The organism is Micromonospora sp. NPDC002411 (assembly GCF_053592955.1).
Window position 1 is genome coordinate 1 of record NZ_JBSFBM010000005.1, and the last position, 26,912, is coordinate 26,912.

27 protein-coding genes and 1 pseudogene are annotated in these 26,912 nt (G+C 71.2%); 13 read left to right on the forward strand and 15 right to left on the reverse strand.

Annotation, left to right across the window (positions count from 1 at the left end; genetic code table 11):
• Together ACWCO3_RS01385 and ACWCO3_RS01390 are read right to left on the reverse strand one after the other, a co-directional pair.
• Positions 1–271, reverse strand: a pseudogene (locus ACWCO3_RS01385) (hypothetical protein); the annotation flags it as partial.
• Positions 272–427: 156 nt separating this feature from the next.
• The gene (locus tag ACWCO3_RS01390) at positions 428–1,606 is read right to left on the reverse strand and encodes a MalY/PatB family protein (protein WP_450007882.1); all 1,179 of its coding nucleotides are present in this window, start codon (positions 1,604–1,606) and stop codon (positions 428–430) included.
• A gap of 128 nt (positions 1,607–1,734) precedes the next feature.
• Here ACWCO3_RS01390 and ACWCO3_RS01395 point away from each other — a divergent pair, with 128 nt between their 5' ends.
• From ACWCO3_RS01395 to ACWCO3_RS01405, 3 genes are all read left to right on the forward strand, one after another.
• A complete protein-coding gene (locus ACWCO3_RS01395; protein WP_450007884.1) occupies positions 1,735–2,121 on the forward strand; it encodes a hypothetical protein in 387 nt (128 codons plus the stop codon).
• Positions 2,122–2,149: 28 nt separating this feature from the next.
• Positions 2,150–2,839, forward strand: coding sequence for a haloacid dehalogenase-like hydrolase (locus ACWCO3_RS01400; protein WP_450007886.1), 690 nt, complete (start codon positions 2,150–2,152; stop codon positions 2,837–2,839).
• Between the two features lie 168 nt (positions 2,840–3,007).
• Positions 3,008–4,084, forward strand: a complete 1,077-nt coding sequence (locus ACWCO3_RS01405; RefSeq protein WP_450007888.1) for an SMP-30/gluconolactonase/LRE family protein — start codon at positions 3,008–3,010, stop codon at positions 4,082–4,084.
• Between the two features lie 51 nt (positions 4,085–4,135).
• Here ACWCO3_RS01405 and ACWCO3_RS01410 read toward each other — a convergent pair whose 3' ends face one another.
• From ACWCO3_RS01410 to ACWCO3_RS01425, 4 genes are all read right to left on the reverse strand, one after another.
• Positions 4,136–5,101, reverse strand: a complete 966-nt coding sequence (locus ACWCO3_RS01410) for a CU044_5270 family protein (protein ID WP_450007890.1) — start codon at positions 5,099–5,101, stop codon at positions 4,136–4,138.
• 18 nt (positions 5,102–5,119) lie between these two features.
• The gene (locus ACWCO3_RS01415; RefSeq protein ID WP_145783178.1) at positions 5,120–5,689 is read right to left on the reverse strand and encodes an RNA polymerase sigma factor; all 570 of its coding nucleotides are present in this window, start codon (positions 5,687–5,689) and stop codon (positions 5,120–5,122) included.
• Between the two features lie 93 nt (positions 5,690–5,782).
• Complete coding sequence (locus tag ACWCO3_RS01420) at positions 5,783–7,108, reverse strand: SWIM zinc finger family protein (protein ID WP_450007893.1); 1,326 nt, start codon at positions 7,106–7,108, stop codon at positions 5,783–5,785.
• A 67-nt stretch (positions 7,109–7,175) separates the two neighbouring features.
• Positions 7,176–8,903 carry a phosphodiester glycosidase family protein gene (locus tag ACWCO3_RS01425; RefSeq protein WP_450007895.1) on the reverse strand — a complete coding sequence of 576 codons (1,728 nt, stop codon included), beginning with the start codon at positions 8,901–8,903 and terminating at the stop codon, positions 7,176–7,178.
• Between the two features lie 178 nt (positions 8,904–9,081).
• Here ACWCO3_RS01425 and ACWCO3_RS01430 point away from each other — a divergent pair, with 178 nt between their 5' ends.
• From ACWCO3_RS01430 to ACWCO3_RS01440, 3 genes are all read left to right on the forward strand, one after another.
• A complete protein-coding gene (locus ACWCO3_RS01430) occupies positions 9,082–9,825 on the forward strand; it encodes an SDR family NAD(P)-dependent oxidoreductase (RefSeq protein WP_450007897.1) in 744 nt (247 codons plus the stop codon).
• Positions 9,826–9,982: 157 nt separating this feature from the next.
• Positions 9,983–10,348: a PadR family transcriptional regulator gene (locus tag ACWCO3_RS01435; protein ID WP_145783187.1), complete on the forward strand. Its 366-nt coding sequence runs from the start codon at positions 9,983–9,985 to the stop codon at positions 10,346–10,348.
• Entirely contained in the window at positions 10,345–11,721 is a 1,377-nt protein-coding gene (locus ACWCO3_RS01440) for a permease prefix domain 1-containing protein (RefSeq protein ID WP_145783189.1), read from the forward strand. The genes ACWCO3_RS01435 and ACWCO3_RS01440 overlap by 4 nt, the downstream gene beginning before the upstream one ends.
• Here ACWCO3_RS01440 and ACWCO3_RS01445 read toward each other — a convergent pair.
• From ACWCO3_RS01445 to ACWCO3_RS01480, 8 genes are read right to left on the reverse strand one after another with little or no spacing between them, the layout of a single operon-like run.
• Positions 11,712–12,518 carry an IclR family transcriptional regulator gene (locus ACWCO3_RS01445; RefSeq protein ID WP_244311762.1) on the reverse strand — a complete coding sequence of 269 codons (807 nt, stop codon included), beginning with the start codon at positions 12,516–12,518 and terminating at the stop codon, positions 11,712–11,714. The genes ACWCO3_RS01440 and ACWCO3_RS01445 overlap by 10 nt on opposite strands.
• Positions 12,515–12,895, reverse strand: a complete 381-nt coding sequence (gene pcaC / locus ACWCO3_RS01450; protein ID WP_145783191.1) for a 4-carboxymuconolactone decarboxylase — start codon at positions 12,893–12,895, stop codon at positions 12,515–12,517. The genes ACWCO3_RS01445 and pcaC overlap by 4 nt, the downstream gene beginning before the upstream one ends.
• Positions 12,892–13,671 (reverse strand): 3-oxoadipate enol-lactonase, encoded by a 780-nt coding sequence (gene pcaD / locus ACWCO3_RS01455; RefSeq protein ID WP_357936982.1) that lies wholly within the window; start codon positions 13,669–13,671, stop codon positions 12,892–12,894. The genes pcaC and pcaD overlap by 4 nt, the downstream gene beginning before the upstream one ends.
• Entirely contained in the window at positions 13,668–15,008 is a 1,341-nt protein-coding gene (pcaB, locus tag ACWCO3_RS01460) for a 3-carboxy-cis,cis-muconate cycloisomerase (RefSeq protein WP_450007902.1), read from the reverse strand. Before pcaB ends, pcaD begins: the two co-directional genes overlap by 4 nt.
• Positions 14,983–15,555, reverse strand: coding sequence for a protocatechuate 3,4-dioxygenase subunit alpha (gene pcaG / locus ACWCO3_RS01465; protein ID WP_145783196.1), 573 nt, complete (start codon positions 15,553–15,555; stop codon positions 14,983–14,985). Before pcaG ends, pcaB begins: the two co-directional genes overlap by 26 nt.
• The gene (gene pcaH, locus ACWCO3_RS01470) at positions 15,548–16,297 is read right to left on the reverse strand and encodes a protocatechuate 3,4-dioxygenase subunit beta (protein WP_450007905.1); all 750 of its coding nucleotides are present in this window, start codon (positions 16,295–16,297) and stop codon (positions 15,548–15,550) included. Before pcaH ends, pcaG begins: the two co-directional genes overlap by 8 nt.
• Complete coding sequence (locus ACWCO3_RS01475) at positions 16,294–17,082, reverse strand: CoA-transferase subunit beta (RefSeq protein ID WP_450007907.1); 789 nt, start codon at positions 17,080–17,082, stop codon at positions 16,294–16,296. Before ACWCO3_RS01475 ends, pcaH begins: the two co-directional genes overlap by 4 nt.
• Entirely contained in the window at positions 17,079–17,939 is an 861-nt protein-coding gene (locus tag ACWCO3_RS01480; RefSeq protein WP_244311764.1) for a CoA transferase subunit A, read from the reverse strand. The genes ACWCO3_RS01475 and ACWCO3_RS01480 overlap by 4 nt, the downstream gene beginning before the upstream one ends.
• A 229-nt stretch (positions 17,940–18,168) precedes the next feature.
• On the opposite strand from ACWCO3_RS01480, the gene ACWCO3_RS01485 reads away from it, so the two are divergent.
• From ACWCO3_RS01485 to ACWCO3_RS01515, 7 genes are all read left to right on the forward strand, one after another.
• Entirely contained in the window at positions 18,169–19,629 is a 1,461-nt protein-coding gene (locus ACWCO3_RS01485; RefSeq protein ID WP_450007909.1) for a benzaldehyde dehydrogenase, read from the forward strand.
• Positions 19,630–19,656: 27 nt separating this feature from the next.
• A complete protein-coding gene (pobA, locus tag ACWCO3_RS01490) occupies positions 19,657–20,829 on the forward strand; it encodes a 4-hydroxybenzoate 3-monooxygenase (RefSeq protein WP_450007911.1) in 1,173 nt (390 codons plus the stop codon).
• Positions 20,830–21,023: 194 nt separating this feature from the next.
• On the forward strand, positions 21,024–21,998 hold the full coding sequence (locus ACWCO3_RS01495) for an ABC transporter substrate-binding protein (RefSeq protein ID WP_450007913.1): 975 nt from the start codon (positions 21,024–21,026) through the stop codon (positions 21,996–21,998).
• A gap of 65 nt (positions 21,999–22,063) precedes the next feature.
• Complete coding sequence (locus ACWCO3_RS01500; RefSeq protein WP_145783206.1) at positions 22,064–22,864, forward strand: ABC transporter permease; 801 nt, start codon at positions 22,064–22,066, stop codon at positions 22,862–22,864.
• Positions 22,861–23,685: an ABC transporter permease gene (locus ACWCO3_RS01505; RefSeq protein WP_145783208.1), complete on the forward strand. Its 825-nt coding sequence runs from the start codon at positions 22,861–22,863 to the stop codon at positions 23,683–23,685. The genes ACWCO3_RS01500 and ACWCO3_RS01505 overlap by 4 nt, the downstream gene beginning before the upstream one ends.
• The gene (locus tag ACWCO3_RS01510) at positions 23,678–24,490 is read left to right on the forward strand and encodes an ABC transporter ATP-binding protein (RefSeq protein WP_145783210.1); all 813 of its coding nucleotides are present in this window, start codon (positions 23,678–23,680) and stop codon (positions 24,488–24,490) included. The genes ACWCO3_RS01505 and ACWCO3_RS01510 overlap by 8 nt, the downstream gene beginning before the upstream one ends.
• Positions 24,491–24,529: 39 nt before the next feature.
• Positions 24,530–25,417, forward strand: coding sequence for a PaaX family transcriptional regulator (locus tag ACWCO3_RS01515; protein ID WP_358074442.1), 888 nt, complete (start codon positions 24,530–24,532; stop codon positions 25,415–25,417).
• Here ACWCO3_RS01515 and ACWCO3_RS01520 read toward each other — a convergent pair.
• A complete protein-coding gene (locus ACWCO3_RS01520; protein ID WP_357936974.1) occupies positions 25,341–26,864 on the reverse strand; it encodes an acyl-CoA synthetase in 1,524 nt (507 codons plus the stop codon). The two genes, ACWCO3_RS01515 and ACWCO3_RS01520, sit on opposite strands and share 77 nt — an antisense overlap.
• Positions 26,865–26,912 lie beyond the last annotated feature (48 nt).

The window sequence follows — 26,912 nt, forward strand, 5'->3', positions numbered from 1 at the left end:
GGACCTGCTCACGGGTGTTGCAGCTACCGCTGACCGTGATCCAGTGCGGGAACAGGTCACGCGAGTAACCGCTGGTCGATCCCTGCGCTGCCACGGTCAGGGCGTTGAGCTGCGACTGCGCGGTCGCCTTGGAGGGAATCCCGGGCGGCGCGGCCCAACCGGGCTGGGCGTTCGTGGCGGCCAGGCCGGCCATCGCGAGCGCACTGACGGCGATCGCGGCGGCGCGCTGCATCACGCGGGTACGACGAGGTGCGGATGGGGTCGTCGACATCAGGGGTCTCCTCTGCGGGGGTGGGAGGACAACCATCTCTGACAACCATGGCATTCGATCGATGCGCTCCTGAAGACTTGTCGTACAGCTTCTGAGCAAACGGATCTACTCGCGACCCTCGACCGTGTGCCGGAGCGGCGCGTACGTCCGGCCCTCTCAGGCGACGGCGGCGGCCATCCGGCGTACCGCCTCGGTGATCAGCTCCGGTGCGGTGGCCAGGTTCAGCCGCACGTGCCCACCGCCGCCGGCGCCGAAGGCCGTACCGGGGTTGAGCGCCACCCGGCCCCGGTCGAGGAACACGCTGGCGGGGTCGTCGCCGAGGCCCAGGGCCCGACAGTCGAGCCAGGCGAGGTAGGTGGCCTGACCCGGTTGGTACCGGACGACCGGCAGGTGCTCGGCGAGCAGCGCCGCGAGGAGCCGGCGGTTGTCGTCCAGGCCGGTCAACACCGCGTCGAGCCACTCGCCGCCGTTGCGGAAGGCGGCCGTGTGGGCGATCACGCCGAGGTGGCTGGTGCTGACGCTGGCCTCGAACGGGACCCGGGCGAGGTCTCCCACCGCCGCCGGGCCGGCCATGAGCAGCGCGCCGCGCAGACCGGCCAGGTTCCATCCCTTGGAGGCGGACATCAGCGACAGGCCGTTCTCCGCTCCGGGCACCGAGAGGTACGGCACGAACTGCGCTCCCCCGATCACCACCGGGGCGTGGATCTCGTCGGCGACGACTCGTACCCCGTGCTGGTCGGCGAGACCGGCGACGGCGGCCAACTCGGCCGCGGTGTGCAGGACGCCGGTCGGGTTGTGGGGGTTGCACAGCAGGTACGCGGCTGGCCGGCCACCGGCCCGAGCCTGCCGGAACGCGTCCTCCAGTGCCCCGAGGTCGATGCGCAGGTCCTCGCCGAGCGGCGCTTCGACGATCCGGCGGCCGGCGTGCGTCACGAAGTCGTAGAACGGCGGGTAGACCGGGCAGTTGACGACCACCGCGTCCCCGACGTCGGTGACCAGCCGCAACGCCTCGACGACGCCGTGCATCACGTCGGGCACCAGCGTGGTGCGTTCCACGGCCAAACCGTCCCAGCCCCACCGACGGTGGGCGAACTCGGCCAGCGCCTGCGGGTACGCCGTGCCGGTGGTGTAGCCGGTGTCGCCACGTGCGACGGCGTCGGTGATCGCCCGCGCCACCGGCTCGGCCAGCGGCACGTCCATCTCCGCCACCCAGAGCGGCAGCACGTCGTCGGGGTACTCCCGCCACTTGAGGCTGGTCCGCTGCCGGAGCTGGCCGATCGTGAGTTGGCGAAGGGGGTTCGCCGAGTCCCGGGCACCACTCAGCACACCACTCATGGCCGAAGCCTAATCCGCTGCGTTTCGTACCCGTTCGGCTGACGGCGGGGGACGTCGTCGCGCTGCGTGCGCTTGTTACCGTCGATGAGGGGCCACCTGCGGTCGGGGAGGGCATCATGATCGGTCCGGTGACCGTCGGCGCAATCGCCGCTGTCCTGCTCGTCGGTGTCGCGGTGCTGGTTCGCCGCCCACCCGATGTTCGGAGGGTGGCCCGCTGGTCGGCCCTGGCGATCACGGTGCTGGTGGCCGCCGCACTGACCCCGTACACCGTTGACGATTCCGGGGCCGCAGCCGCCTATCTGCTCGGCGTGCCCGTCGTCGCCGCGTTGCTGCCGGTTCTCGCGCAGTGGGCCGGTCGGCTGACCGGGGTCGCCGACGTGGTGGCCGCGCTGGGCATCACCGCGTGGGGGCTGCTGCTCGGGCTGGGCATCGGCGTGGCGTTCCTTCCGGCGGTGGTGCTCCTGATCGCCAGTGCGGTGGGCGCCGGGGCTCCTCGACCGTCCGCGACCACCTGACGCGGGGGTGTCCACGCCCCCCGGGCCGGTGAGGACTGCCTCCGCCCACACCGTCCTCTTCGATCTCGACGGCGTACTCGTACGCGGGGACGCGTTCGCCCTCTTCCTGCGACGCGTCGCCTTCGCGGGTGCGCGACTGCCGCTCGCCGTCGCCCTGCTCGTGCTTCTCGCACCCGTCGCCGCCATCCCCGCCTGGCGTCTGCGGGTGGCCCGGTTGATGAGCTGGGTCGGCTTGTCGGGCCGGAGCGCGGACCGGTTGCGGACCGAGCTCGGGCGGTTCGGCGCGGACCTCGGTACGGAACCAGGGCGGATCATCGCTCCCGGTCTGCGGATGGTCCAGGCTCACCTCGCGGCGGGTGACCGGGTCGTCGTGGTCACCGCGTGTGAACACACCCTGGCGCGTGCGGTGCTCGACACGATCGGCCTCTCCGCTGTCGAACTCGTGGCCTCGCAGATCGACGGGCCGAAGCTGCTCGTGCACAACCACGGGGCGACCAAGCTGGCGCAGCTCGCCGCACAGGGAGTGCGGCCGCCCTGGCGGATGGCCTACAGCGACTCGCTGTCGGATCTGCCGATCCTCGACGCGGCGGAGCAGGCGGTGCTGGTCAACGCCGGCATGCGGCGTGTCGCCCGGGCGCGTCGGCTGCTCGGTGACCGGCTGACCACCGTCACCTGGAGCGGCGATCGGCTGGAAACCGCAGCCGATGAGGGCATCTGACCAGCACTGACCCGCGACCGGCGCGAGTTCAATGGGACAATATATCGACGAGCGCCTATGCTTGCGACACTGCACCGACGGCCAGTGCTCACGCCGCGCCGCCCCCGCGACCACGCACGCCGTCGATCGCCGGTCTCCACGACCGGCCGATGTCGATTGGAGTCTCCGATGAACTGGCGTCCAACCATGGCCCCGCTGGCCGGTCTGTGCCTCGCGCTCAGCGCCGCAGCGGTGCCCACCGGGGCAGCCGCAGCACCCGCCGGAAACCCGCGCGCTGCCCATGTTAACGCTCACGCCGCAGCCGGCGCCGCGCTCGACAATCCGCCCGGCACACCGCCCGGCGCCTGCCCGGCGGGGACCGGCTACGGCTCACCGCTGCCGGCAAGCTCCATGACCGCGACGAAGATCCGGAGTGGCTTCTCCTTCCTCGAAGGGCCCGTCTGGGTGGCAGACGGCGGCTATCTGCTGATGTCCGACATGGCCGCCGGCAGTGGCCCGTACAACGTCCAGCCGTCCACGATCCACCGGTTCACCCCGCCGGCGACCTTCGACACGTTCCTCGCCAACGCCGGCAGCAACGGCCTGGCACTGAGCGCCGACGGGCAGCAGATCATCGCGGCCACCCACGACCAGCGGAGTGTCTCCGCGTACCGGCTGAGCGACCGGAGCCGCAGCACCGTCGCGGCGAACTACCAGGGCCGGGCGTTCAACTCACCCAACGACGTGGCAGTGCGCTCGGATGGGGTCGTCTACTTCACCGACCCCAACTTCCAGCGCGGCAACCGGCCGGACCAGATGAACGGCCGCACCAGCGTCTTCCGCGTCGCCGGAGGCCAGGTGTCGCTGGTCGACGACCGGCTACGCCAGCCCAACGGCATCTCGCTCTCGCCGGACGGGACGGCGCTGTACGTGGGGGCGTACTCGGAGAACAAGATCTACAAGTACGCGGTACAGCCCGACGGCAGCACCGGTGCCCGGAGTGTCTTCGTCAACTACATCGGCGGCCCGGACGGCGGCACTATCGACTGCGCCGGCAACGTGTACTGGACGTCGGGCTTCGACTCGCTGGTCCACGTCTACTCCCCCACGGGCGTCCAGCTCGGCATGATCCGGTCCGGCAACACCGGCACGACCAACGTGGCCTTCGGCGGGCCCGACCGGCAGACCCTCTTCGTCACCTCGGGGCCCCGGTACGACTCGGGCCTGTACAGCGTGCGGCTGAACGTGCCCGGCTATCCGTACTGAACCCGAATGGTGCCGGCGCCCGCCCCGAGCCGGGCGCCGGCACCGGCGCGTTCAGGGCTGCTGACCCGGACGGTCGACGATGGCGAGCCGGATCACCGCCCCCGCCCCGTACAGCGACTCCTTGCCGTTGCGTACCACCGACATGCGGCGGCCGACGTAGACGTGCGTGTCGCGGTCGAAGAGGATGTCCGTGTGTCCGCCGATGCTGCCGGGCACCCGGATCGCCACTGCCGGCCGGCCGGCGGCGTCCACCACACCGCCCGACAGGACGACCGCGCCGGGCTCCCGTGCCAGCAGCTCGTACAGCGCCGCCAGCGCTCGCGGGGGCACGTAGCCGTCGAGCATCGACCGAGCGGTGGTGTACACCATGTTCTCGCTCCCGTAGACGGCCTCTTCGTCGGCGCCTTCGGCTAGGTGCAGGTCGACCGGGTTGTCCCGGAGGTAGCGAAACAACTCGTCCGGGTCGGCGGGCAGGTCGCCGTGGTACGCGGGCGGCGGGAACACGTCGAGTTCCTTGGTGGGGTCGCCCGGATCGTCCAGGCGGAGCACCTTCAGGTCGCTCCATCCGTTCGGTTCGGACTCCAGTCGGTGCCGTCCCTGCGTGTGCGCGACGCCTCCGGCCGACTCCCACCGCTGCACCCGAGCGTTGGTGTACGGGCCTCTGTCCGGCTCCTCCCGGAACGTCGTCACGGTTTCCGTGAAGACGTACTGATCGGGTCGAGCGGTGAGCTCGGGCTGCTGCCGGGCGGCGTCGGCGGCCAGCCGGAGGATCTCCGAGGCGCTGGCCGTGGGCGGCGTGCGGTCGCCCACCCTCGTGGTCTGGACCACCAGGCCACCGGCGGTCAGCGTGACTGCCAGCCCGAACGCTCCGGCGAGACGCCAGCCGGGAAGCAAGCGCCTACGGCGTCCGGCCGAACGGGCCGCCCCGGCCGTCTCGGCACGCCGGCTGACGTGGGCCGTCAGATCGGTGAGGAGTTGTTCTTCGAAGCCGCGCGGCGGCTGATCGATGGTGTGCACAGCGTCATCTCCGTGTCATCAGGCGAGGGTGGCGGCCGGGCGGGCGAGCACGGCGCGGACGACGCGACGGGCACGATGCAGACGGACCCGGGCGGCGACCGGGGAAATCCCGAGCGCGGTCGCCGCCTCGGCGACGGTGAGGCCGTCCACCGCGACGAGTTCGACAAGCGTCCGGGTGCCCTCGGGCAGCTCGCGCAGCGCCCGATAGGTACGGCGGGCCGCCGACTCGGCGTCGATTCGCTCCTCGATGCGGGCGATGTCGTCCGGACCCAGGTCGCGTCGTCCGGCCAGTCGACCGGACACCCGCAGGCGTTGGGCCGCCCGACGCCGCTCGTCGCCGATGACGTTGCGGGCCACCCCGAACAGCCAGCCGATGTGGCTCCCCCGGTCCGGCCGGTAGCCGGCCGCTGTTTCGATCACCGCCAGGAACACGTCGGCGGTCAGGTCGGCGGCCAGGTGCGGGTCGTCCACCCGCCGCGCCACGAACCGGCTCACCGCCTCCACGTGCCGCCGGTAGAACACCGCGAAGGCCACCGGATCGACGCCGATGCCGGAGATGTCGCCGTCGGATGGACTGGGGTCACTCACAGGCCGTCCCCTCTGGTTGCCGTCACACCTCTTCTTCGTGCGGCGGGGCGCGGGTGTTACCGGCTCGCCGGAGAAACGCGCCGCAAAGGTCCGTTAGACAGTCACCTCCGCCATCATCGCCACCGCGAGGGCGTGCTTGCACGGGCCGCGCTGACCCCGGTGCTTCGCCCACCAACGGCAGGTACAGGTGAAGCTCCCGTCGGGCAGCCGGCGTACCCGATAGTCCTCGTCGCCGCTGCGTACCGTGGCGTGCTCCCCATCCCGGCGGACGGCGCCCTGCTCCACCAACGTCCGCGCGCCGACCAGGCGGGGGTTGTCCCGCTCGGCCCGACCCGCGTCGTAGGGCATCGCACGGTGGAAGTACGCCCCCTCGGCGACGTCGAACCCGACCCGCCCGGCGGTGCCGAGCTGGGCCAGTGCGGCGCGGACGCGGTCGTCGGGCAACCCGGTTGCGTCGGCCAGCGCGGCGACGTCGACGGTCGGATCCCAGGCGAGCAGCCCGCCGACCAGTTCCGCGTCGTCGATCACCTCGTCACCGGCGAGCGCGAGCAGGGCGGCCCCCTCACCGGAAAACCCCCGGTACGGCTCGGGTGAGAGGGTCAGGGACAGCCGCAGGGCACCGGTGTCCAGTTCCCAGGTGCTCGGCACGGCCGGCGATCCGGCGCGCACCGCCGGCCCGTACACCCGGAGGCTCCGCGCGTGTCGGAACAGCCCGCGCAGCGCCGCGAGCCGGCCCGCGCCGGCCAGGCAGACGGCCCCGGGCACAGGCCGCGAGGTCAGTCGGAGGGTACGCCCGGCGGGCACCGCCCAGAGCACCGAGCGGTCGCGGGCGCCGGGCAGCCGACGCAGGAACGCCACCGCCTCGGCGGCGGGGATCTCGGCGCGCGGTTCGAAGCCGGCGCTGAGCACCTGCACCTCGGCGAAGCCGCGCAACCAGCGGCGCGGCAGTGGCACCTTCCGCTCCACCACGGCGCCGTCCATGGTGGAGACGGTGAGGTCGTCCGGACCGACCGCGACGTGCAGCGGTTCGATCCCTCCCACCCGGGCGAGCGCTTCGCGCAGCGGCGGGTTGACGTCCACGTTCGTGGTGCCGTGCCCGACGACCTCGCCGTCGAAGCCAGCCGGCACCACGTCCATCCGGGCGTACACCCCGCAGCAGCCGGAGAACGACTCGAAGCGCAACCGCTCGCGGCTGCCGGTGACCACCGGGTCCAGGCTGGCGGGGCTGACCGGCTGGTGGTAGCGGGTGCGGGCCACCTCGGCCACGGCGAGCAGGCCGGCGGCGGCCGCCGCCGGTGTGGTCAGGAACCCCGAGAAGAAGCGCGGGTTGGCGGCCGGGCCGCCGCTGGTCTGGAGGTCCAGGCCAGCGGTGCGCAGAGCCGACGGCTGGAGATATCGGTACGTCTGAACAGCGTTCACGGCACACACCGTAGGAGTCCCTACCGACACTTCGAGCCTCTGATCGGCACTCTGCGAAGGGGCCGGTCTACCCCGCCTTGGGCAGGAGCACGATCGCGTTGCCGACGCGCCGCTCGGTCACCGGTTCGTGGCCCCAGTAGTCGGTGGGCCGGTTGTACAGGATGTCGTCGATCACGAGGGTGCTGTCCCCGCCGATACCGAACATGATGGCGTCGACCGCCCCCAACCACTTCATCACCGCTGCGGCTTCCGGCATCGTCACGCCGACGCTCACCCCCGGCCGTCGTCCGTCGATCACCACCAGCAGGAGCTGACCGGCAGCGGTGATGCCGGCGAGGGTCCGCGGATGCCGGTCCAGGAAGAGACTGGTGTGGTAGCCGTCGCGAGACCGGTAGCCGTTCGCGCCCACATTGATCCACACCTGGCCGCCCCGCACCAGCGCCGGGCCACCGGAGACCGCGGCAAAGGTCGGGCTGGTCACCCGCTGCCCCTGCGGGTCGAGGATCTGGGTGCCGGGCTGAAAGGCCTTGTTGAGGACGGTGTGGTCGCGCAGCCACGTCCCGCCGGCACCGATCCCCTGGAGTACGCGGCCACCGGCGGGGATGGGGCCACCGGCTGGACTGCGCAGCTGCTTCGCCACCCAGTTGCCGTCCACCACCACGTCGACACTGCCGGTGGGTCCGACCGGTGTCTCCGTCCCCCACTCGGGGCGGAACACGACGATCTCGTCCGGGTCGGTGCAGGTCTCGAACCGCCACGGCTGGTCGGCGTAGGGCAGGTCGCCGGGCGTACCGCCAGGCGTGGACGGCGGCCGGAGGTCACCGCCGACACCACCGCAGTGCGCGATCTTCCCCGGTTTGCGGTGCAAGCCGTCGACCTGCCACTGCGCACCGTCCGGGGCCTTCACGGTGGTCGTCGAGGTCAGCTCCGTGATTCGTAGCGGACCGTTCGCTCCGTTGAGCAGCAGCGCGGTACGTCCGTTCACGGCTTCGCTCAGCAGGTTGTTGCCCTGCACGTAGATGCCCAACGGGTCGCCGTCGAAGCCGTTGAAGTCCGGGTTGTTCGGGCTGTCGATGTCGAACTCGCTCGCGTTCACCGCAGCCAGCGCACCCGCGTGCCGGGCGATGTCGCGTACCCGGTCGGCGCTGCGCAGCTCCGGTCCGTGCGCGGCGCCGACCGTCACGGCGGCATCGGGTTCCACGACCAGGGCCCGGACCTCCCACGGGCCGGTGCTGACCTGTTCCCGGAACGCCTGGTGTTCGACGACACCGGTGATGCCAGCGCTCCTGACCTGCGCCAGTCGCGCCTCCGCCGAGGTGGCGTCGCCGAACGTGCCGAGGTGCACGGCGTAGAGCATGGTCGCGTCGGCCGGCGGGCGATACTGCAGGTCCGCCGGCAGGGGTGGGTCGTAGGTGACCTTTGTGGCCTCCGGGTACCCGGCCGCGTGCAGGTCCGCCACGAAGGTGTCGGCCCGTTGCGAGTCGCGGGTCACCAGGTCGGCGCGCGCCGGTGGGAAGTGCAGGGCGATGGTCCAGGACGATGAGGCGTAGCCCTGGGTGTACTTGCGGTAGGTGACTCCGGAGGCGGGCGTCTGCACCGACCCGATCTTGGTGACCAGGCTCTCCGGCCCGAGGGGCATCCGGTCCACCGGGTCCTTGAAGGGAACCGAGCCGCTCGCGGAGGGCATGCCCGCCTGGGCTGCGGCCGGGCGCGGCGCGGCCGACGTGACGACCGCCGGCGCGATGGTGGCGACGACGGCCAGGACGGTCAGACGAACGCGGTGACGGTGATACATGGCGGTTCCCCCGTGGATCGATGCTCGCGGCCACCAGGTGGCGCAGGAGAGTCTCGCATCCGGAGCAACAACGCGCGGCCCGTCGCACAGCCGAGACGGCATCTGCCCGTCAACGCGCCGGAACGCGGCGTCCGATCGTCGCCAGACGAATGGTCTCTCGCCGACCAGGCTTGCCGTCATGAACAACGCACTTGACGGCAAGGTGGCCCTGGTCACCGGTGGTGGTCGTGGTATTGGCGCAGCGGTGGCGTTGCGCCTGGCGGAGGAGGGCGCCGATGTGGCACTGACGTTCCAGCAGAATCAGCGACGCGCGGATGGTGTGGTGGACCAGATCAAGGCCGTGGGACGGATGGCTGTCGCCATGCAGGTGGACAGTTCCGACCCGGCGGCGGTGGTCGGCGCGGTCGACCGGGTCGTCGGCGAACTGGGCCGACTGGACATCCTGGTGAACAACGCCGGCGCGTTCCTGCTCGGACCGTTGGAGCAGTTGAGCCTGGAGGAGTTCGAACAGACCGTCGCGGTCAATGTCCGGGCCCCGTTCGTCGCTGCGCAGGCGGCGGTACGCCACATGAGGGCTGGCGGTCGGGTCATCAACATCGGCAGCAACGCAGCCGAGCGGGCGGTCTTCCCAGGCTTCGCGCTGTACGCGATGAGCAAGACCGCACTGATCGGCCTGACCAAGGCGCTCGGACGCGAACTCGGCGGAAGGGCGATCACCGTGAATCTGGTCAATCCCGGGGCCACCGACACCGAGTTGAACCCGGCCGACGGCCCCAATGCCGACACGATCAAGGGCTTCACCGCCCTCGGCCACTTCGCGGAGCCCAGTGACGTGGCCGCCACGGTGGCCTTCCTCGCCGGCCCGGGCGGGCGCTACATCACCGGGGCGACGGTCAACGTCGACGGTGGCTTCACCATCTGATCGTCGGCTCACCACCGTCGCGTCCATCCTCAACGGTCACGGCCCGTCCTCCTGCTCTCGAGCGTGGACGGGCCGTGGCCCGACCGGCCGTTGCGTCGCGCTAATACCTAGCAGTACTATGCCTCGTACCTCTAGGGTTGGGAGCGGGGTGATTCTGGTGAAGGTCGCGAAGGACCTGGTGGCCGCCTCGGCCACGCCGATGGTGCTCGGCATCCTGACCGAGGGTGAGAGCTACGGCTACGCCATCCTCAAACGGATCAACGAGCTGTCCGGGGGTGAGCTCGACTGGACCGAGGGGCTGCTGTACCCGTTGCTGCACCGGCTCGAGCGGCTCGGCCACGTGGAGTCGAGCTGGCAGTCGGCCACCGGCGAGCGCAAGCGCAAGTACTACCGCATCACCGAGAAGGGCCTGGCCGAGCTGGCCGAGCAGCGCCGGCAGTGGGACACCGTCGTGGGCGCGTTGAAGGAAATCTGGCATGACCGGGTGCCACTGACAGTGGACCCACTGGAGGGCCTCGCATGACGGACGACGACGGGCAGCAGGAGCTGGAGGCTCAGTTCGAGCAGTGGCGCCAGTACGTGCTCCGCCGCCGGGAGCTGCAACCGACGGACGCCGACGAGTTGGAAGACCACCTCCGTGGCTCCGTCGACGAGCTCGTCGCGAGAGGGCTGAGCCCGGACGAGGCGTTCCTGGTCGCTGTCAAACGAATGGGCAGCCTCGACGAGCTCTCCCGCGAGTTCGCCCGGGAGCACTCGGAACGGCTGTGGAAGCAACTGGTGCTGACCGGCGACCCGAGCAGCCCGGTCGCCGGTACGCGCTCGCGGCGGGACCTGTGGGCGATGCTCGCCTGCGCGGCGGGCGCGGTGGCGTCGGTCAAGGTGCCCGCGCTGTTCGGGTTGGGCTTCGACGACGACGGCTCGTTCTACGCGCGGAACTTCGCCCTGTTCGCGCTGCCCTGGCTGGCGGCGTTCCTGGCCTGGCGGCGCGGTGCACGACGGTCGGTGATCGTGACCTTGGTGGCGCTGTTCGTTCTCGGCGCGGTGGCGGCCAATGTCTATCCGCTGGCGGACGACTCGCAGTCCATCGTCGTCACCAGCATTCACCTCCCCATCGCCCTGTGGCTCGTGGTCGGTCTGGCCTACGTCGCCGACGACTGGCGGTCCTCCCGGCGACGGATGGACTTCATCCGCTTCACCGGCGAATGGTTCATCTACCTCGTCCTCATGGGCCTCGGTGGCGGCGTGCTCTCCGCGTTCCTGTTCAACACGTTCGCGGCCATCGGCATCGCCCCGGAGGAGTTCATCTCGCAGTGGCTCCTGCCGTGCGGCGCGGCAGCCGCGGTCGTGGTGGCCGGGTGGCTGGTCGAGGCCAAGCAGAGTGTCGTGGAGAACATCGCGCCGGTCCTCACCCGACTGTTCACTCCGCTCTTCACGGCCGCCCTTCTCGCGTTCCTCGTCGCTGTCGTCTTGACCAGTCACGGCATCGACGTTGAACGCGAGACCCTGATCCTGTTCGACCTGTTGCTGGTCGTGGTGCTGGGGTTGCTGCTCTACTCGCTGTCGGCCCGTGATCCGCTGGCCCCGCCCGGCCCGTTCGACAAACTCCAACTGGCGCTGGTGGTCAGCGCGTTGGCCATCGACGTGCTCGTGCTGGTGGAGATCACCGGACGCATCACCGACGACTACGGCAGTACCCCCAACAGGGCAGCCGCGCTCGGCGAGAACGTCATCCTGCTGGTCAACCTCGCGTGGTCGGCGTGGCTCCTGCTGACCTTCATCCGTCGGCGCGCGCCGTTCGCGGCCCTCGAACGGTGGCAGACCGGCTACCTGCCGGTGTACGCCGGCTGGGCGTGGTTCGTGGTCCTGGTCTTTCCGCCGTTGTTCGCCTACGCCTGACCGACCAGCCGGCTCGGGCCACCCCGAACGTCCTCCTCGATCCGCTTCGCGGCAACCAGCAGCGGCGGAAGCAGTTCCCGACGGATCATTTCGAAGGAGCCTCGGGAGGCGTGCGCGGAGACGTTCACCGCCGCGACCACCGACCCGTTCTCGCCGTGGATCGGGGCGGCCACCGAGCGCAGCCCCTCCTCCAACTCCTGGTCGACGATGGCGTACCCCTGAGCGGCGATCTTCGTCAGGGCGGCGCGGAGCTTCGCCGGGTCGGTGACGGTGCGCCGGGTCAACGGCCGCAGCTCGGCCGTGGCGAGGTAGTCGTCCAACCAGTCCACCGGTTGCGCGGCGAGCAGCACCCGGCCCATCGAGGTGGCATAGGCGGGGAACCGGGTGCCGACGCTGATCCCCACCGTCATGATCCGTTTGGTGGGTACGCGGGCCACGTAGACCACCTCGTCGCCGTCGAGCACCGACACCGAGCAGGACTCGTGCACCTGGGCGACCAGCGCCTCCATGTGCCGCCGCGCGACCTCGGGCAGACTCAGGCTCGACAGGTACGCGTAGCCGAGTTCGAGGATCCGCGCGCGCAGCGAGAAGAGCCGCCCGTCGGTGTGCACGTAGCCCAACTCGACGAGGGTGAGCAGGAACCGACGCGCCGCGGCCCGGGTCAGCCCGGTCCTGCGGGCCACCTCGCTGAGGGTGAGCTGCGGGTGTTCGGCGTCGAACGCCCGGATTACCGCGAGTCCGCGTTCCAGTGACTGGACGAACTCCGGCGACCTCGCCGCGTCCTCGCTCACGTTCACCCGGCCTCCTGTCGCAGGGTCTCCCGGGCCACCTTGAACGCCCGGTTCGCCGCCGGTACGCCAGCGTAGACGCCGACCTGGAGCAGGACCTCCGCCACCTCCGCCGGGCTCAGCCCGTTGCGCAGCGCGGCGCGGACGTGCATCGCCAACTCCTCGTCGTGGTGCAGGGTGGCGAGCACGGCGAGGGTGATGCAGCTGCGGGTACGCCGGTCGAGGCCCGGGCGGCTCCACACCTCTCCCCAGGCGTAGCGGGTGATGAAGTCCTGGAAGTCGGCGGTGAACTCGTCAGTGCCGTCGATCGCGCGGTCGACGTGGGCGTCGCCCAGCACCTGTCGGCGTACCGTCATGCCCGTCTCGTGCCGCTCACTGTCGTTCATCGGTCCCCGCGTTCCTCGTGGAGGTGTTCCAGCAGGAGTCGGCTCACCTGCTCGGGTTGCTCGACGTTGGCCAGGTGCGCCGCCGCGTCGACCACGGCGAGTCGGGCCCGAGGGATGCCCCCGACGATCTCGCGGGCGTGCTCGACCGGGGTGGCCGGGTCGTCCGCCCCCGCGACGACGAGCGTCGGCGCGGTGATGCGGCCCAGGTCGGGTCGGAGGTCCATCGCGGCGATCGCCTCGCAGCAGGCGGCGTAACCGTCCGGGGGTGTCGCGGTCAGCATGGCGCGGTGACCGGCGACCACGTCGGGACGGGCGGTGGCGAAGGCCGGGGTGAACCAACGAGCCACCACCGCGTCGGCGATCGCCGGCAGACCGGAGGCCCGTACCGTCGCCGCCCGTTGGTGCCACTGGCCGGGCGGGCCGAGCGACGCCGACGTGCAGAGCAGCACCATCCGCCGCACCCGGTCGGGCGCGTGCGCGGCGAGCCACATGCCCACCATGCCGCCGAGGGACAACCCCGCGTAGTGGACCCACGGCACGTCCAGGTCGTCCAGCGTGCGCAGCAGCTCCCGGCCGAGAAGATCCATCGTGTACGGCCCGGGCGGCACCGCCGAGCGGCCGTGGCCCAGGTGGTCGTACCGGATGATCCGGAACCGTTCGGCGAGCGCCGGGATCTGTGGCTCCCACATCGCGGCGGCGGTGCCGAGGGAACTGCCGAGCACCAGCGTCGGCGCGCCGGCCGGGCCGTCGACGGCGAGGTGCAATCGGGAGGTCACCGGTCCGCGCCCCGAACGGTGGCCAGGGCGCTGTCGACGAACCGGCCGGCCGAGCCGAGCCAGCGGTACGGGTCGAGTGCCTCGTCGATCTCGGCCTCGGACAGGTGGGCGCGGATCGCGGGGTCGGCAAGCAGCGCGGCGCGGAACGAGGGTCCGGCGGCGGCGCGGGTCACCAGCTCGTGGGCGACGCCGCGACCGACGACAGGTGCCAGGCGCGCGGCGACGGCCTCGGCGAGCACCAGGCCGCCGGTCGCGTCGAGGTTCTCCCGCATCCGCGCGGTGTGGACCTGCAACCCGACCAGCATCCGTGCACAGCGGGCGGCAGCGCCGCCGGCCACGTGCAGCAGGTCGAGCAGGGGTTCCCACTCGGCGTGCCAGGCGCCTGCGGCCCGCTCGTTCTCCTGCACCGCCGTGGCGAACAGTGTGGCGACGAGACCCGGACCACGTCGCGCCGCGGCGGTGACGAGGATCGAGTCGACCGGGTTGCGCTTGTGCGGCATGGCCGAGGAGCCGCCCCGGCCGGTGCCACCCTCGGCGACCTCGCCGACGTCGTTCTGGGCGAGCAGCCCGACGTCGAGCGCGACCTTGCCGGTGCTCACGAGGAGCCCGCCGAGGGCGGCGGCCAGGTCGAGCCAGGGCTGGCGGCGGGTGTGCCACGGCAGCGGGCTCGACGGGAGGCCGAGGTGCGCGGCGAACCGCTCGACGACCTCCGTGCCGGCCGGGCCGAACGCGGCCAGGGTGCCGACCGCCCCGCCGAGCTGCGCCGGCTGGGCGGCACGGGCCTGACGCAGTCGGTCCCGGGCCTCGACCAGACCGGTCAACCAACCCGCGGCCTTGAGCCCGAACGTGGTGGGTGCCGCCTGCTGCCCGAGTGTCCGGGCGACCAGCACGGTGTCCCGGTGCGTGTCGGCCAGCCGGGCGGCGGCGTCCACCGCGGCGTCCAGGTGACGCAGCAGCGGGTCGAGCGCCCGTACGGACACCAGGACCAGCGCGGTGTCCAGGACGTCCTGGCTGGTCGCGCCGAGATGCACCCAGCCACGGGCGTGCTCGGGTACGGCGGCGGTCAGCTCGCCCACGAGCGCGACGACCGGGTTGCCCGCGGCGTCCGCCGCCCTGCCGAGCGCCCCCGGGTCGTACCGGTCGGCGCGGCACTGCTCGACGATCGCCTCGGCCGCCGGTGCGGGCAGGATGCCGACGTCCGCCGTGGCCCGGGCGAGCGCCGCCTCCGCGTCGAGCATCGCCTGGAGCACTGACGGGTCGCTGAGTTCCGTGTCGACGTCCGGGGCACCGGAGACGCCGCCGAGCAGTCGGTCAGACGGCGAAGAAGACTGTCTCATGGTCACCCTGGAGGTGGATGTCGAACCGGAGCCCGTCCGTCGCGGGCCTCGCCAGCAGGGTGTCACGGCGGTCGGCGTCGACGCTGCGCAGCACCGGGTCGACGGCGTTGGCCGCCGGCTCGTCGGGGAAGTAGAGCCGGGTGACGAGGCGGTGCAGAAGCCCACGCCCGAAGACCGACAGGGCCAGGTGGGGCGCCTCGGTGCCGCCGTCCGGCGCGGGCAGCGAGCCCGGTTTGACGGTCAACAGCCGGTACCACCCCTGCCCGTCGGTCTCGCTACGCCCGAAACCCCGAAAGCCGGCGAGCGCGGGTGGCCGGGCCCCACGCGGGTCGTCCGGGTGGTCGAACCGGCCGTCCGGATCGGCCTGCCAGCTCTCCACCATCGCGTCGACCACCGGCGTCCCGGTGCCGTCGAAGATCCGACCCCTGATCCAAAACGCTCCCGGCGTGGACTCGGGTACGACGTACGGGCCGTCGGGCCAGCGCAGGCCGATGTGCAGGTACGGCCCGACGGTCTGCGCGGGCATGACGCCCAGCTGCTCACTCATCGTCGTCCTCGTCCTCGAAGGGGGTGCTGTCCCGGCCGCGCAGCACGATGTCGAACTCGTACGCCAGCGCCCACTCGGGTGTGGTGCTGGCGTGGTCGTACCGGGCGACCATCCGTTCGCGGGCCTTCGGGTCGCGGACCGAGTTGAAGATCGGGTCCTGGAAGAAGAGCGGGTCTCCCGGGAAGTACATCTGCGTCACCAGCCGCTGGGTGAACGCGCGGCCGAAGAGGGAGAAGTGGATGTGCGCCGGCCGCCAGGCGTTGTCGTGGTTACGCCAGGGGTACGCCCCGGGTTGCACGGTGACGAACCGGTACCTTCCCTGGTCGTCGGTGAGCGCCCGACCCACCCCTTCGAAGTTGGGGTCGAGCGGTGCGGGCCAGGTGTCCCGGGCGTCGCGGTACCGGCCTGCGGCGTTGGCCTGCCAGATCTCGACGAGCGTGTGGGGCACGGGTCGCCCGTCGCCGTCGCGGACCCGTCCGTGCACGATGATCCGCTGTCCCTGCGGCTCACCGTCGTGTTGACGGGTCAGGTCGTGGTCGAGGTCGCCGAGGCGCCCCTCCCCCAGCAACGGCCCGGTGATCTCGGTCAGCCGCTGCGGCAGGTGGACGAGTGGCTGTTTCGGTGCCCTTGCCACAGTCGACTTGTAGCCGGGGCTGAGCAGGGGCGGGTGGGCGTCGACGTCGTCGCGCCGGTAGCTCGGTAGCACCAGGCCGCCGCCGGCCCGGGTGTCCTGGGTGGTCATTGTCGTCTCCCGTCAGCCTTCGTCGCCTCCAGCGCCCGCAGCACGGCGAGTTCCCGCGCCGTCGGCGGCTCGCCCGTGGTCAGCCCCTCCGCGACGGCGAGGTCCCAACCGGTGGCCGCCTGCGCCTGTTCCCGCGTCACACCGGGGTGCAGGCGGGTCAGCGTGAGCTCGCAGGTGACCGGATCGGGTGCGAGGACGCCGAGATCGGTGATCACCACTCGAGGGCCTCCGCCCCGCAGGCCGAGTCGCTCCCGGTCGCCCGGGCCCGTCCCGTAACCGACCGAGGTGACGAAGTCGACCCGTTCGGTGAACGTCCGGAGGTCCTGCCGGACGATCACCACGACCTCACCGCAGGAGGCGGCGATCTCCGGGGCGCCACCCGCGCCGGGCAGCCGGACCTTCGGGGCGCCGTAGTCACCTCCGACGACCGTGGTGTTGATGTTGCCGTACCGGTCGAGCTGCGCGGCGCCGAGGAAGCCCACGTCGATCCGGCCTGGCTGGAGCCAGTAGTTGAAAACCTCAGGCACCGACACCACAGCGTCCGCCGTGTCGGCGAGGACCCCGTCGCCGATGGACAGCGGGAGCCGGCCCGGCTTCGCACCGAGGCACCCGGATTCGTAGATGAGCACCAGGTTCGGGGCGTGGGTGGCGCGGGCCAGGTTCGCCGCGGTGCTGGGCAACCCGATCCCGACGAAGCAGGCGGTGCCGTCGCGTAGTTGCCGGGCGGCGGCGACGGTCATCATCTCGTCCGCGGTCCAGCCGGTCGTCGTGGTCTCGTCGGTCACGCCGCCGCCCCCGCCCGGTGCACGTGCTGGTCGAGCCAGGCACGGAAGGTGTCGCGGTGCCGGCTGACAGCGTCCCAGGCCCGGTAGAAGTCGTTGTCCCGCACCGAGTAGCCGTGGGCGTAGGAGGGGTGCGCGCCACCGGGCACCTCGGCCACCGCAGTGATCGCCCAGCCGGGCAGGACCACCTGCCCGGGTACGGGTTCCAGCTCGTCGACGATCTCCTCGACGGTGACCAGGGACCGGTCGGCGGCGAGCACCGCCTCCTTCTGCACCCCGGTGATGCCCCACATCTGCACGTTGCCGTCGCGGTCGGCGCGCTGGGCGTGCACCACTGTCACGTCGGGGCGCAGGGCGGGAACGGCGGTGAGCGTCTCACCGGTGAAGGGGCAGGTGATGGGGCGGATGTTCGTCGTGTGGGCCGGCAGGTCGGTGCCGGTGTAGCCGCGCAGGACGGCGAACGGCAGCCCGGACGCGCCGGCGACGTACCGGTTGGCCATGCCCGCGTGGCTGTGCTCCTCCAACTCGAGGGGACGCGGCCAGGCGTTCTGCACCGCGTCCCGGAAGCGGTGCAGCGACCCGACGCCCGGGTTGCCACCCCACGAGAAGACCAGGCGGCGGGCACATCCCGCGCCGATGAGCTGGTCGTAGATGACGTCGGGGGTCATTCGCACCAGGGTCAGATCCTGCCGTTCCTGGCGGATGATCTCGTGCCCGGCGGCGAACGGGATGAGGTGGGTGAACCCTTCCAGGGCCACCACGTCACCGTCGCGAACCAGGTGCGCCACACCCTCGGCCAGCGAGACGAGCTTCGCCATGAGCCTCCCGCCCTTGTTCGCCATGCGGACCGCCGTACTCATCTCGAACGTACGACGGGGGACGACATCCGTCAACGACAGGTTGGTCCGGCCGTCCACAGTGCCGCCAAGTCACGCTGACCGATGCGTTGACGCGAGCCGGACCACGTGCCAACGTTCATGCAGAGAACGGCCGTTCGGTAAGCGAACACATCGGGCCACTCGTGAGCGCCCGTCACGCCCGACCACCCGGGACCACCCCCACCGGCCCCACGCTCCCAGGAGGACAGCCATGACACTGCTGGACGCCACGACCTGGCACGGCACGCTGCACAGCGACGGCTGGGTGGAACCGGCCGGCGGCACGGCGGCCGTGCGGTCCCCCGCCACCGGGGAGGAGATCGGCCAGGTCGGCGTGGCGACCGCCGACGACGTGACGCGAGCCTGCGCCCGGGCCAGTGCCGCGCAGCGCGCCTGGGCCGCCACCGGTTACGCCGAGCGGGCCGCGGTGCTCCGTCGGGCCGGGCAGCTGTTCGAACAGCACGCCGCCGAGATCGGCGACTGGATCGTGCGGGAGGCCGGATCCATCCCGCCCAAGGCCGGCGTCGAGACCGACACCGCGGCGCAGGAGTGCTACGAGGCGGCGGCGCTGGCCTCGCACCCGCTCGGCGAGATCATCCCGAGCGCGCAACAGCGGCTCAGCCTGGCCCGCCGGTTACCCGTCGGCGTCGTCGGGGTCATCGCGCCGTTCAACTTCCCGCTCATCCTGGCCACCCGTTCCGTCGCCCCGGCCCTGGCGCTGGGCAACGCCGTGGTGCTCAAACCCGATCCGCGCACGGCCGTCTGCGGTGGCGTCTCGATCGCCCGGGTCTTCGAGGAGGCCGGCCTGCCCGACGGCCTGCTGCACGTCCTGCCGGGCGGGGCCGAGGTCGGCGAGGCGCTGGTGGCCGACCCGAACGTGCGGGTGGTCAGCTTCACCGGTTCGACAGCGGCCGGCCGCAAGGTCGGCGAGGCGGCCGCACGCCACCTCAAGCGGGCGCACCTCGAACTCGGTGGCAACTCAGCGCTCATCGTGCTCGACGACGCCGACCTGGACCTCGCGGTCTCCGCCGGCGCGTGGGGCTCCTTCCTGCACCAGGGTCAGATCTGCATGACCACCGGACGGCATCTGGTGCACGAGAGCCTGGCCGAGCGGTACGTGGAGCGGTTGGCCGAGAAGGCGGACCACCTGCCGGTCGGCGACCCGGCGAAGGAGCAGGTGGCGCTCGGGCCGATCATCGACGAGCACCAACGCGACAAGATCCACGCACTGGTCACGGCGAGCGTCGACGCGGGCGCCCGATTGGCGGCCGGAGGCACCTACGAGGGGCTGTTCTACCGACCGACGGTCCTCGCCGACGTCACCTCCACGACCCCGGCGTACGCCCAGGAGGTGTTCGGCCCGGTCGCGCCGGTGACCACCTTCGCCGACCAGGACGAGGCCGTGGAGTTGGCCCGGCAGACCGAGTACGGCCTGTCGCTGGGCATCCTCGGCCGGGACGTGATGAGGGCGATGGCCCTCGCCGACCGGATCCCCAGCGGGATCGTGCACATCAACGACCAGACGGTCAGCGACGAGGCGGTGGCGCCGTTCGGCGGGGTCGGGGCCTCGGGCACCGGTTCCCGGTTCGGCGGGCCCGCGGCGAACGTCGAGGCGTTCACCGAGACCCAGTGGCTCACCGTGCGGGGCAGCATCGCGCGGTACCCGTTCTGACCTGAGGGAGCGAGAAGGATGCCGGGAATGCGTACCCAGGTCGGCATCGTCGGCGCCGGGCCGGCGGGGCTCATGCTGGCGCACCTGCTGCACCTGCGCGGGATCGAGTCCGTGGTGTTGGAGAGCCGCAGCCGCGACTACGTCGAGCATCGGCTGCGGGCCGGGGTCCTCGAACAGGGCTCGGTCGACCTGCTCTGCCGCTCCGGTGTCGGCGACCGCCTACGACGGGAGGGGCTGCGGCACGAGGGCATCGAGCTGCGCTTCGCCGGGGAGTCGCACCGGGTGCCGATGACCGACCTGACGGGCCGGGCGATCACCGTCTACGGGCAGCAGGAGGTGGTCAAGGACCTGATCGCCGCCCGGCTCGCCGCCGGCGGCTCGGTCCTCTTCGAGGCCGAGGTCGTCCGACTGGACGGTCTCGACAGCGACTCGCCGGTCGTCCACTTTCGACGTGACGGGCGCGACGAGGAGCTGCACTGCGACTTCGTAGCGGGCTGCGACGGGTTCCACGGGGTGAGCCGGGGCGCGGTGCCCGACGGGGTGCTGACCACCTACGAGCGCGTGTACCCGTTCGCCTGGTTGGGGGTCCTCGCCGCCGCCCCGCCCGCGGTGGAGGAGCTCATCTACGCCAACCACGAACGCGGCTTCGCCCTCTACAGCATGCGCTCCCCCGAGCTGTCCCGGCTGTATCTCCAGGTCGCGCCGGACGAGGACATCGCCGAGTGGCCGGACGAGCGGATCTGGACGGAGCTGCGGGCGCGGTTGGAGACGGTGCCGGGGTGGTCGCTCAACGAGGGGCCGATCCTGGAGAAGTCCATCACCGGAATGCGCAGCTTCGTGGTGGAGCCGATGCGGTGGGAGCGGCTGTTCCTGGCCGGCGACGCCGTGCACATCGTCCCGCCCACCGGCGCGAAGGGCATGAACCTGGCCCTCGCCGACGTCGCGCTGCTCGGGGACGCCTTCGCCGCGTGGTACGACGACGGGCACGCCGACCTGCTGGACGCCTACTCGGCGACGGCCCTGCGCCGGGTCTGGCGGGCCCAGCACTTCTCCTGGTGGATGACGTCGATGCTGCACCGACTGGAGCGCGACGACCCGTACGAGACGCAGTTGCAGACCTCCACGTTGCGGTACGTCGCCACCTCGGAGGCCTACGCCAGGAGCCTGTCGGAGAACTACGTGGGTCTGCCCGAGGTCTGAGCGCGCCACGCCACGATGCATTATTCAACTTATTCATGACGGGCGTCAGAAATTATTGACTTTCGATGCCGGGGTGACTGACCATGGCCACCACAGCGGCGTGCGCCCCCACGCAGCGGTAGTTCACCTGCAGATCCGAGGCATCCGCCGACTTCCGACGCACCCACCACCCCCGCCCAGGAAGGGCCTCGTCAATGAAGAAGGTCATGGCTCTCGGGCTGATCGCCGCTACCGCGATCGCCCTCACCGGATGTACCGACTCCGACGCGTCCACGCCGTCCGAACAGACCTCGGGCGAGTTGCGCAAGGTCCGGGTCGCGGCGCTGCCCATCACCGAGACCGCCGCGCTCTGGGGCGGCATCAAGGCAGGGCACTTCGCCGAACGCGGGCTCCAGGTCGAGGTGCTGCCCGCCCAGGGTGGCGCGCAGGCCATTCCCGCCCTGATGAACGGCGACATCGACTTCGCGATCGGCCAGCCCTTCGGCCCGTTCCGCGCCGACCTGCGGGATCTCGGCGTCGTCATCATCGGCAACTACGCCTCCTCGTACGCCGACGGCGACGACATCAACGCGGTGGTGGCCTCGGCGAAGTCCGGCATCAAGCGGCCGGCCGACCTCGCGGGCAAGCGGGTCGCGGTCAACAGCCTCGGCGCCGCCGGCGACGTGACGATCATGGCGGCGGTCGAGAAGGACGGCGGCGATCCCAAGACGATCAAGTTCGTCGAGGTCGCCTTCCCGGACGCCCCGGCCCAACTGGAGTCCGGCAACATCGACGCCGCCTGGGTGCCGGAGCCGTTCGTCACGCAGCTGAAGGCCCGTGGGGACACCTTCGTCGTCGCGCCCTACCAGGCGGTGGTGCCCGGTCTGACCACCCTCACCACGATCACCACCAAGGAACGCACGGAGAAGGACGCCAAGCTGGTCGAGGACTTCACGGCGGCGATGAAGAAGACGTTGCAGTGGGCCAACGACCCCGCGAACGTGGCACCCCTGCGGCAGGCCATCAAGGACAACCTGCAGCTGCCCCCGCCGGTGGCCGACTCGGTGCGGCTTCCGGCCTTCGGGTGGGAGGTCGACAGGTCCAGCCTGCAGACGCTCGCCGAGCTCGCGCAGAAGTACAAGGTGCTCGACAAGCAACCCAACTTCGACCGTCTCATCCAGCAGAAGTAGCCGGCGCGATCCCGCCCTCCCCGGACCGGGGAGGGCCTCGCCGCCCGCGTGACGACGGGAGTGACATGCGCGTGTTCTCCACCCGACGCCTGCGCGCGTTACGCAAGGCCATGCTGGGCGTGGTCGGCCTGACCGGGTTCCTCGTCGTCTGGCAGCTGATTCCGACGCTGGGTCTGGTCAACCCGCTGTACCTGCCGTACGTGACGGACGTGCTGGCCCGGCTGTTCGAGCAGCTGGTCGACCTCGCGTTCTGGCGGCGGCTGGGCAGCACCATGACGTCCTGGGCGATCGGTCTGACGGTGGCGACGCTTGCCGCGGTCGTCCTCGGGACCGTCGTCGGGTTGGTGCCGTTCCTGCGGCGCGCGACCCACACGGCCGTCGAGTTCCTGCGCCCGATCCCGTCGGTCGCCCTCATCCCGCTCGCCGTGCTGTTGTTCGGCATCCAGATGCAGGCCGCTCTCGTCATCATCATCTACGCGTCGTTCTGGCAGGTGTTCGTGCAGGTGATCTACGGCGTCGCCGACGTCGACGCGGTGGCCCGGGACACCGCCCGCAGTTTCGGTCTGACCCGGCGGGAGCAGTTGTCGCACCTCGTCCTGCCGACCACCCTGCCGTACCTCATGACGGGCCTGCGGCTCGCGGCGGCGGTCGCGCTCATCCTCGCCATCACCGCGGAGATGGTGATCGGCAACCCCGGCCTCGGGCGCATGATCGAGCTGTCCCGCTCCGCCGGAGACGCCGCCGGCCTGTACGCGCTGGTCGTGGTCACCGGTCTGCTCGGGCTCACGGTGAACCTCGTCTTCCGGTTCGTCGAGCGTCGGGTGCTGCACTGGCACCAGTCGATACGAGGAGAGGAGGTGCGGTGACCGCGTACACCGGTCGGATCGCCACCACGCAGCGCAGCCGCAACGTCGGGACCCGGATCGCGGCGAGCATCCTCCACACGCTGGGGCTGCCGACGCTGCTCCTGGTGCTCTGGGCTCTGGTGGCGACGAGAGCGACGAGCCAGTTCTTCCCCGACCCGCTGACGATCGCCGAGGCGTTCCGGGAGACCTGGGTCGGCCCGGCGTTCGTCGAGGACGTGCTGCCGAGTCTCGCCCGCCTCGGCCTCGGTGTGGCCGCGTCGATCGTGCTGGGCATCGCGGCCGGCACCGTGATCGGCCTGACCCACTGGCTGCGTGAGCTCCTCGAACCGCTGCTGGAGTTCCTCCGGGCCATCCCGCCACCGGTGCTGATTCCGGTGGCCATGCTCCTGCTCGGGATCACGGACACCATGAAGGTGGTCGTGATCGTCTCCGGGGCGGTCTGGCCGATCCTGTTGAACACGATCGAGGGTGTCCGGGGCACGGACAGCGTCATGACGGAGACGGCGCAATCGTTCCGGGTGTCCTGGTGGGAGCGGCTCTGGTTCCTCGTGCTCCCGGCCGCGAGCCCACGGATCATGGCCGGCGTCCGTCAGGCCCTCTCGGTAGCGCTGATCCTGATGGTCATCTCCGAGATGTTCGCCTCGTCCTCCGGCCTCGGTTACCGGATCGCCTACTTCCAGCGCAACTACCTGATCGCCGAGATGTGGAGCGGCATCCTCCTGCTCGGTCTCGTCGGCGTCTTCCTCGCCGTAGCTTTCGGTCTCGTCGAACGGCGCGTCCTGCGCTGGTACCACGGAATCAGGGAGGTCAACCGTGCCTGATCGGAGCGCCCTGCTGCGGGTCGAGCACCTGCGGAAGGTCTACGAGTCCGCGACGGGCGACGTCGAGGCGATCGGGGACATCAGCTTCACGATGCGGGCCGGTGAGCTCGTCTGCATCGTCGGGCCGTCCGGCTGCGGCAAGACCACCCTGCTGAAGTGCCTCGCCGGCCTGCTGCGACCCACCAGCGGCGTGGTCGAGATGGACGGCGCGCCGGTGACCGGCCCGAGCCCCGCCATGGCCGTCGTGTTCCAGGAGTACGGTCGCAGCCTCTACCCCTGGCTGACCGTGCGCGGGAACGTCGAGCTTCCGCTGCGGCACAAGAAGCTCCCCCGCGCGGACCGGAACAAACTGGTCGTCGACGCCCTGGAGGCGGTGGGTCTCGCGCACGCCGCGCGAAGCCACCCGTGGCAGCTCTCCGGGGGGATGCAGCAGCGCGTGGCGATCGCGCGGGCTATCGCCTACGAGCCAGACGTGCTGATCATGGACGAACCGTTCGCGGCCGTGGACGCCCAGACCCGGGCCGACCTGGAGGACCTGGTCCGCGAGCTGCACGCCAGCCGGACCATCTCGATCGTCTTCGTCACCCACGACATCGACGAGTCGGTGTATCTGGGTCAGCGGGTTCTAGTATTGTCCACGTCGCCGACCTGGGTCCAGGAGGACCTCGCGATCGACCTGCCGCCGGAGCGCGATCAGATCACGACCCGCGCCCTGCCCCGTTTCACGGAACTGCGGACGCACGTCTACGACCAGATCCAGCGGGCCAAACGCGGGCAGGCTGTGGCCCCGCAACCCGCGCGGTGACCGGCGGCCAGGGCAACGAATTCGCCGAAGGGAACCGCTGTGGGTAGTCGTCAGCCGAAGCAGTTGCTGCTCGCCTTCTTCGGCGAGCATGTCGTCGACGGCGACACGGGGCCGATCCGGGCGAGCGTCCTGATCACCGTGCTGGAGGGTGCCGACGTCGCCGCGCCGGCCACCCGGGCGACCCTCGACCGTCTCGTGCACAGCGGCATCCTGGCCCGCAGCCGAAGTGGCCGGGAGACCCTGTTCTCGCTGACCGAGCACGGCGTCGCCGTGCTGCGCGAGGCGAAGGACCGCGTTCGCGGGCCGCGGCCGTTCGACCCGCAGGGCAGCGGCTGGACGCTCGTCACCTTCTCGATCCCGGAAGGTCAGCGGATGCTGCGGCACCGGCTGCGCTCGACCCTCACCTGGGAGGGCTTCGCGCCGATCCGGGACGGGCTCTGGCTCGCGCCCGGCGAGGTCGACCTCGCCGGGTCGCTGGAGCCCCTGCGCCAGGACCTCGCGCCCAACACCGTGGTCGCCTTCCACGCCCGCGAACTCGCCGGGTTCCCCATCGGCGAGAGCGTCCGCGCCGCGTGGGACATCGAGGCGATCCGGCGTGCGCACCTCGCCTTCATCGAGGTGTGGGACGACCCGTCCGCGGCGGCGATGGCGTCCAGCGCGCTGACCGTACGGACGATGCTCGTGGCGGACTGGCTCGCGCTGCTGCGCGCCGACCCGAGGCTGCCGGCCGAGTTCATGGACGCGGAATGGCCCGCCACGAGATCGGTGGAGACCTACCGCCGGATGCACCAGAAGCTGGCCGGGGCGTCCACGGCGGAGTTCGCGGCACTCGTCACGGCCCGGCCCGCGGCTAGACGCCGAAACGGGTCCGCAGATCAGCCTTCCGCACCTTCCCCGACGCCGTCCGCGGCAACTCGTCCACGATGACGACGTTCTTCGGAAGCTTGTAGCGCGCGATCCTGCCGTCGAGGCACGCCCGCACGGTGTCGGTGTCCACCGATGCCCCCTCCCGTACGGTCAGGATCGCCCACGGCACCTCTCCCCAGCGCTCGTCCGGTACGCCGATGACCGCCGCCGAGGTCACCCCGTCGATCTCGGTGAGGAGCTGTTCGAGTTCGAGCGGGTAGATGTTCTCGCCCCCCGATATGATCATGTCCTTGAGGCGGCCGGAGATGTAGAGGTAGCCGTCGGCGTCCAGGTGGCCGAGGTCGCCGGAGCGGAACCACCCGTCGGCCGTGAACGCCTCGGCGGTCGCCTCCGGGCGCCCGTGGTAGCCGGGGAAGACGTTGGGGCCGGCCACCTCGATCTCGCCGACACCGCCGGTGGGCAGCACCGCTCCTGTCGGGTCGGTGATCCGCACGTCGGTGAAGAAGTGCGGCAGACCGACACTGCCCTGCTTGACGCGGGTCATCGTCGCGGGCAGCGCGGTCGCGCCCGGCGACGCCTCGGTCATGCCGTACCCCTGCGCGAACGACAGACCCCGCGCCTCGTACGCGTTGAGGATGCGGGCGGGCACCGCCGAACCTCCGCAGGTGAGCTTCGTCAGCGTCGACAGGTCGGTCGACGCCCAGGCGGGATGGTCGGCCATCAACTGGTAGGTGGTCGGCACGCCGCTGAGCATGGTGACCCCGTGCCGTTCGATCTGCGCGAGCGCGCGGCCCGGCTCGAAGCCCTTCTCGATGACCATCGTGGCGCCCTTGAGGATGACGGGCAGGGCGCCCATGCCGAGCGAGGCGACGTGGAACAGCGGCGAGATCATGAGCGCGACGTCGGTGGAGACGACGTCGTAGTCGACCACACAGTTGAGCGCCACCCAGGTGAGGTTGCCGTGGGTCAGCACGGCGCCCTTGGGCCGACCGGTCGTGCCCGAGGTGTAGACGATCGCCGCCGGTTCCCGGTGGGTGGTGTCGGCGTGGTCGGTGAACGCGGCGGCGGCCCGCGCCAGGTGAGCCAGACCGGGGCGGTCCGCCGCGCCCTCGCCGGTGACGAGGACGTGCGGGGTCCGGGCGGTCGACGTGGCGGCCGCCACCGGCACCGCGAAGTCCGGGTCGTGGATCAGCACCCGGGCGTCGCAGTCCGCGAGCACGTACGCGATCTCGGGCGCGGCGAGCCGGGTGTTGACCGGCACGAAGACGGCCCCGACCTGCGCCGCCGCGAACATCACCTGAAGGAACTCGGGGCTGTTCTCACCCAGGTAGGCAACCGCGTCACCCCTACCGACGCCCCACTCGCGCAGCACCGCCGAGATCCGGTCGGTGGCGTCGGCGAACTGGCCGTACGTCATGGTCGAGCCGTCGCCGTGGATGAGGGCGACAGTGTGCGGGGACTTGAGCCGGCGCTTGACCAACCAGGCGCCGATTCCGTGCTGGTGCATCATCAGTCTCCCGGTGGTGGAGGTGGTGTGCTCACCCGGCTCGGCGGA

Bases quoted from the DNA above. Each gene is read 5' to 3' on its own strand.
- ACWCO3_RS01390 (WP_450007882.1), bottom strand. From the start codon at position 1,606: ATGAGTGGTGTGCTGAGTGGTGCCCGGGACTCGGCGAACCCCCTTCGC.
- ACWCO3_RS01405 (WP_450007888.1), top strand. From the start codon at position 3,008: ATGAACTGGCGTCCAACCATGGCCCCGCTGGCCGGTCTGTGCCTCGCG.
- ACWCO3_RS01425 (WP_450007895.1), bottom strand. From the start codon at position 8,903: ATGTATCACCGTCACCGCGTTCGTCTGACCGTCCTGGCCGTCGTCGCC.
- ACWCO3_RS01430 (WP_450007897.1), top strand. From the start codon at position 9,082: ATGAACAACGCACTTGACGGCAAGGTGGCCCTGGTCACCGGTGGTGGT.
- ACWCO3_RS01440 (WP_145783189.1), top strand. From the start codon at position 10,345: ATGACGGACGACGACGGGCAGCAGGAGCTGGAGGCTCAGTTCGAGCAG.
- pcaC (WP_145783191.1), bottom strand. From the start codon at position 12,895: ATGAACGACAGTGAGCGGCACGAGACGGGCATGACGGTACGCCGACAG.
- pcaB (WP_450007902.1), bottom strand. From the start codon at position 15,008: ATGAGACAGTCTTCTTCGCCGTCTGACCGACTGCTCGGCGGCGTCTCC.
- pcaG (WP_145783196.1), bottom strand. From the start codon at position 15,555: ATGAGTGAGCAGCTGGGCGTCATGCCCGCGCAGACCGTCGGGCCGTAC.
- pcaH (WP_450007905.1), bottom strand. From the start codon at position 16,297: ATGACCACCCAGGACACCCGGGCCGGCGGCGGCCTGGTGCTACCGAGC.
- ACWCO3_RS01480 (WP_244311764.1), bottom strand. From the start codon at position 17,939: ATGAGTACGGCGGTCCGCATGGCGAACAAGGGCGGGAGGCTCATGGCG.
- ACWCO3_RS01485 (WP_450007909.1), top strand. From the start codon at position 18,169: ATGACACTGCTGGACGCCACGACCTGGCACGGCACGCTGCACAGCGAC.
- pobA (WP_450007911.1), top strand. From the start codon at position 19,657: ATGCGTACCCAGGTCGGCATCGTCGGCGCCGGGCCGGCGGGGCTCATG.
- ACWCO3_RS01495 (WP_450007913.1), top strand. From the start codon at position 21,024: ATGAAGAAGGTCATGGCTCTCGGGCTGATCGCCGCTACCGCGATCGCC.
- ACWCO3_RS01500 (WP_145783206.1), top strand. From the start codon at position 22,064: ATGCGCGTGTTCTCCACCCGACGCCTGCGCGCGTTACGCAAGGCCATG.
- ACWCO3_RS01520 (WP_357936974.1), bottom strand. From the start codon at position 26,864: ATGCACCAGCACGGAATCGGCGCCTGGTTGGTCAAGCGCCGGCTCAAG.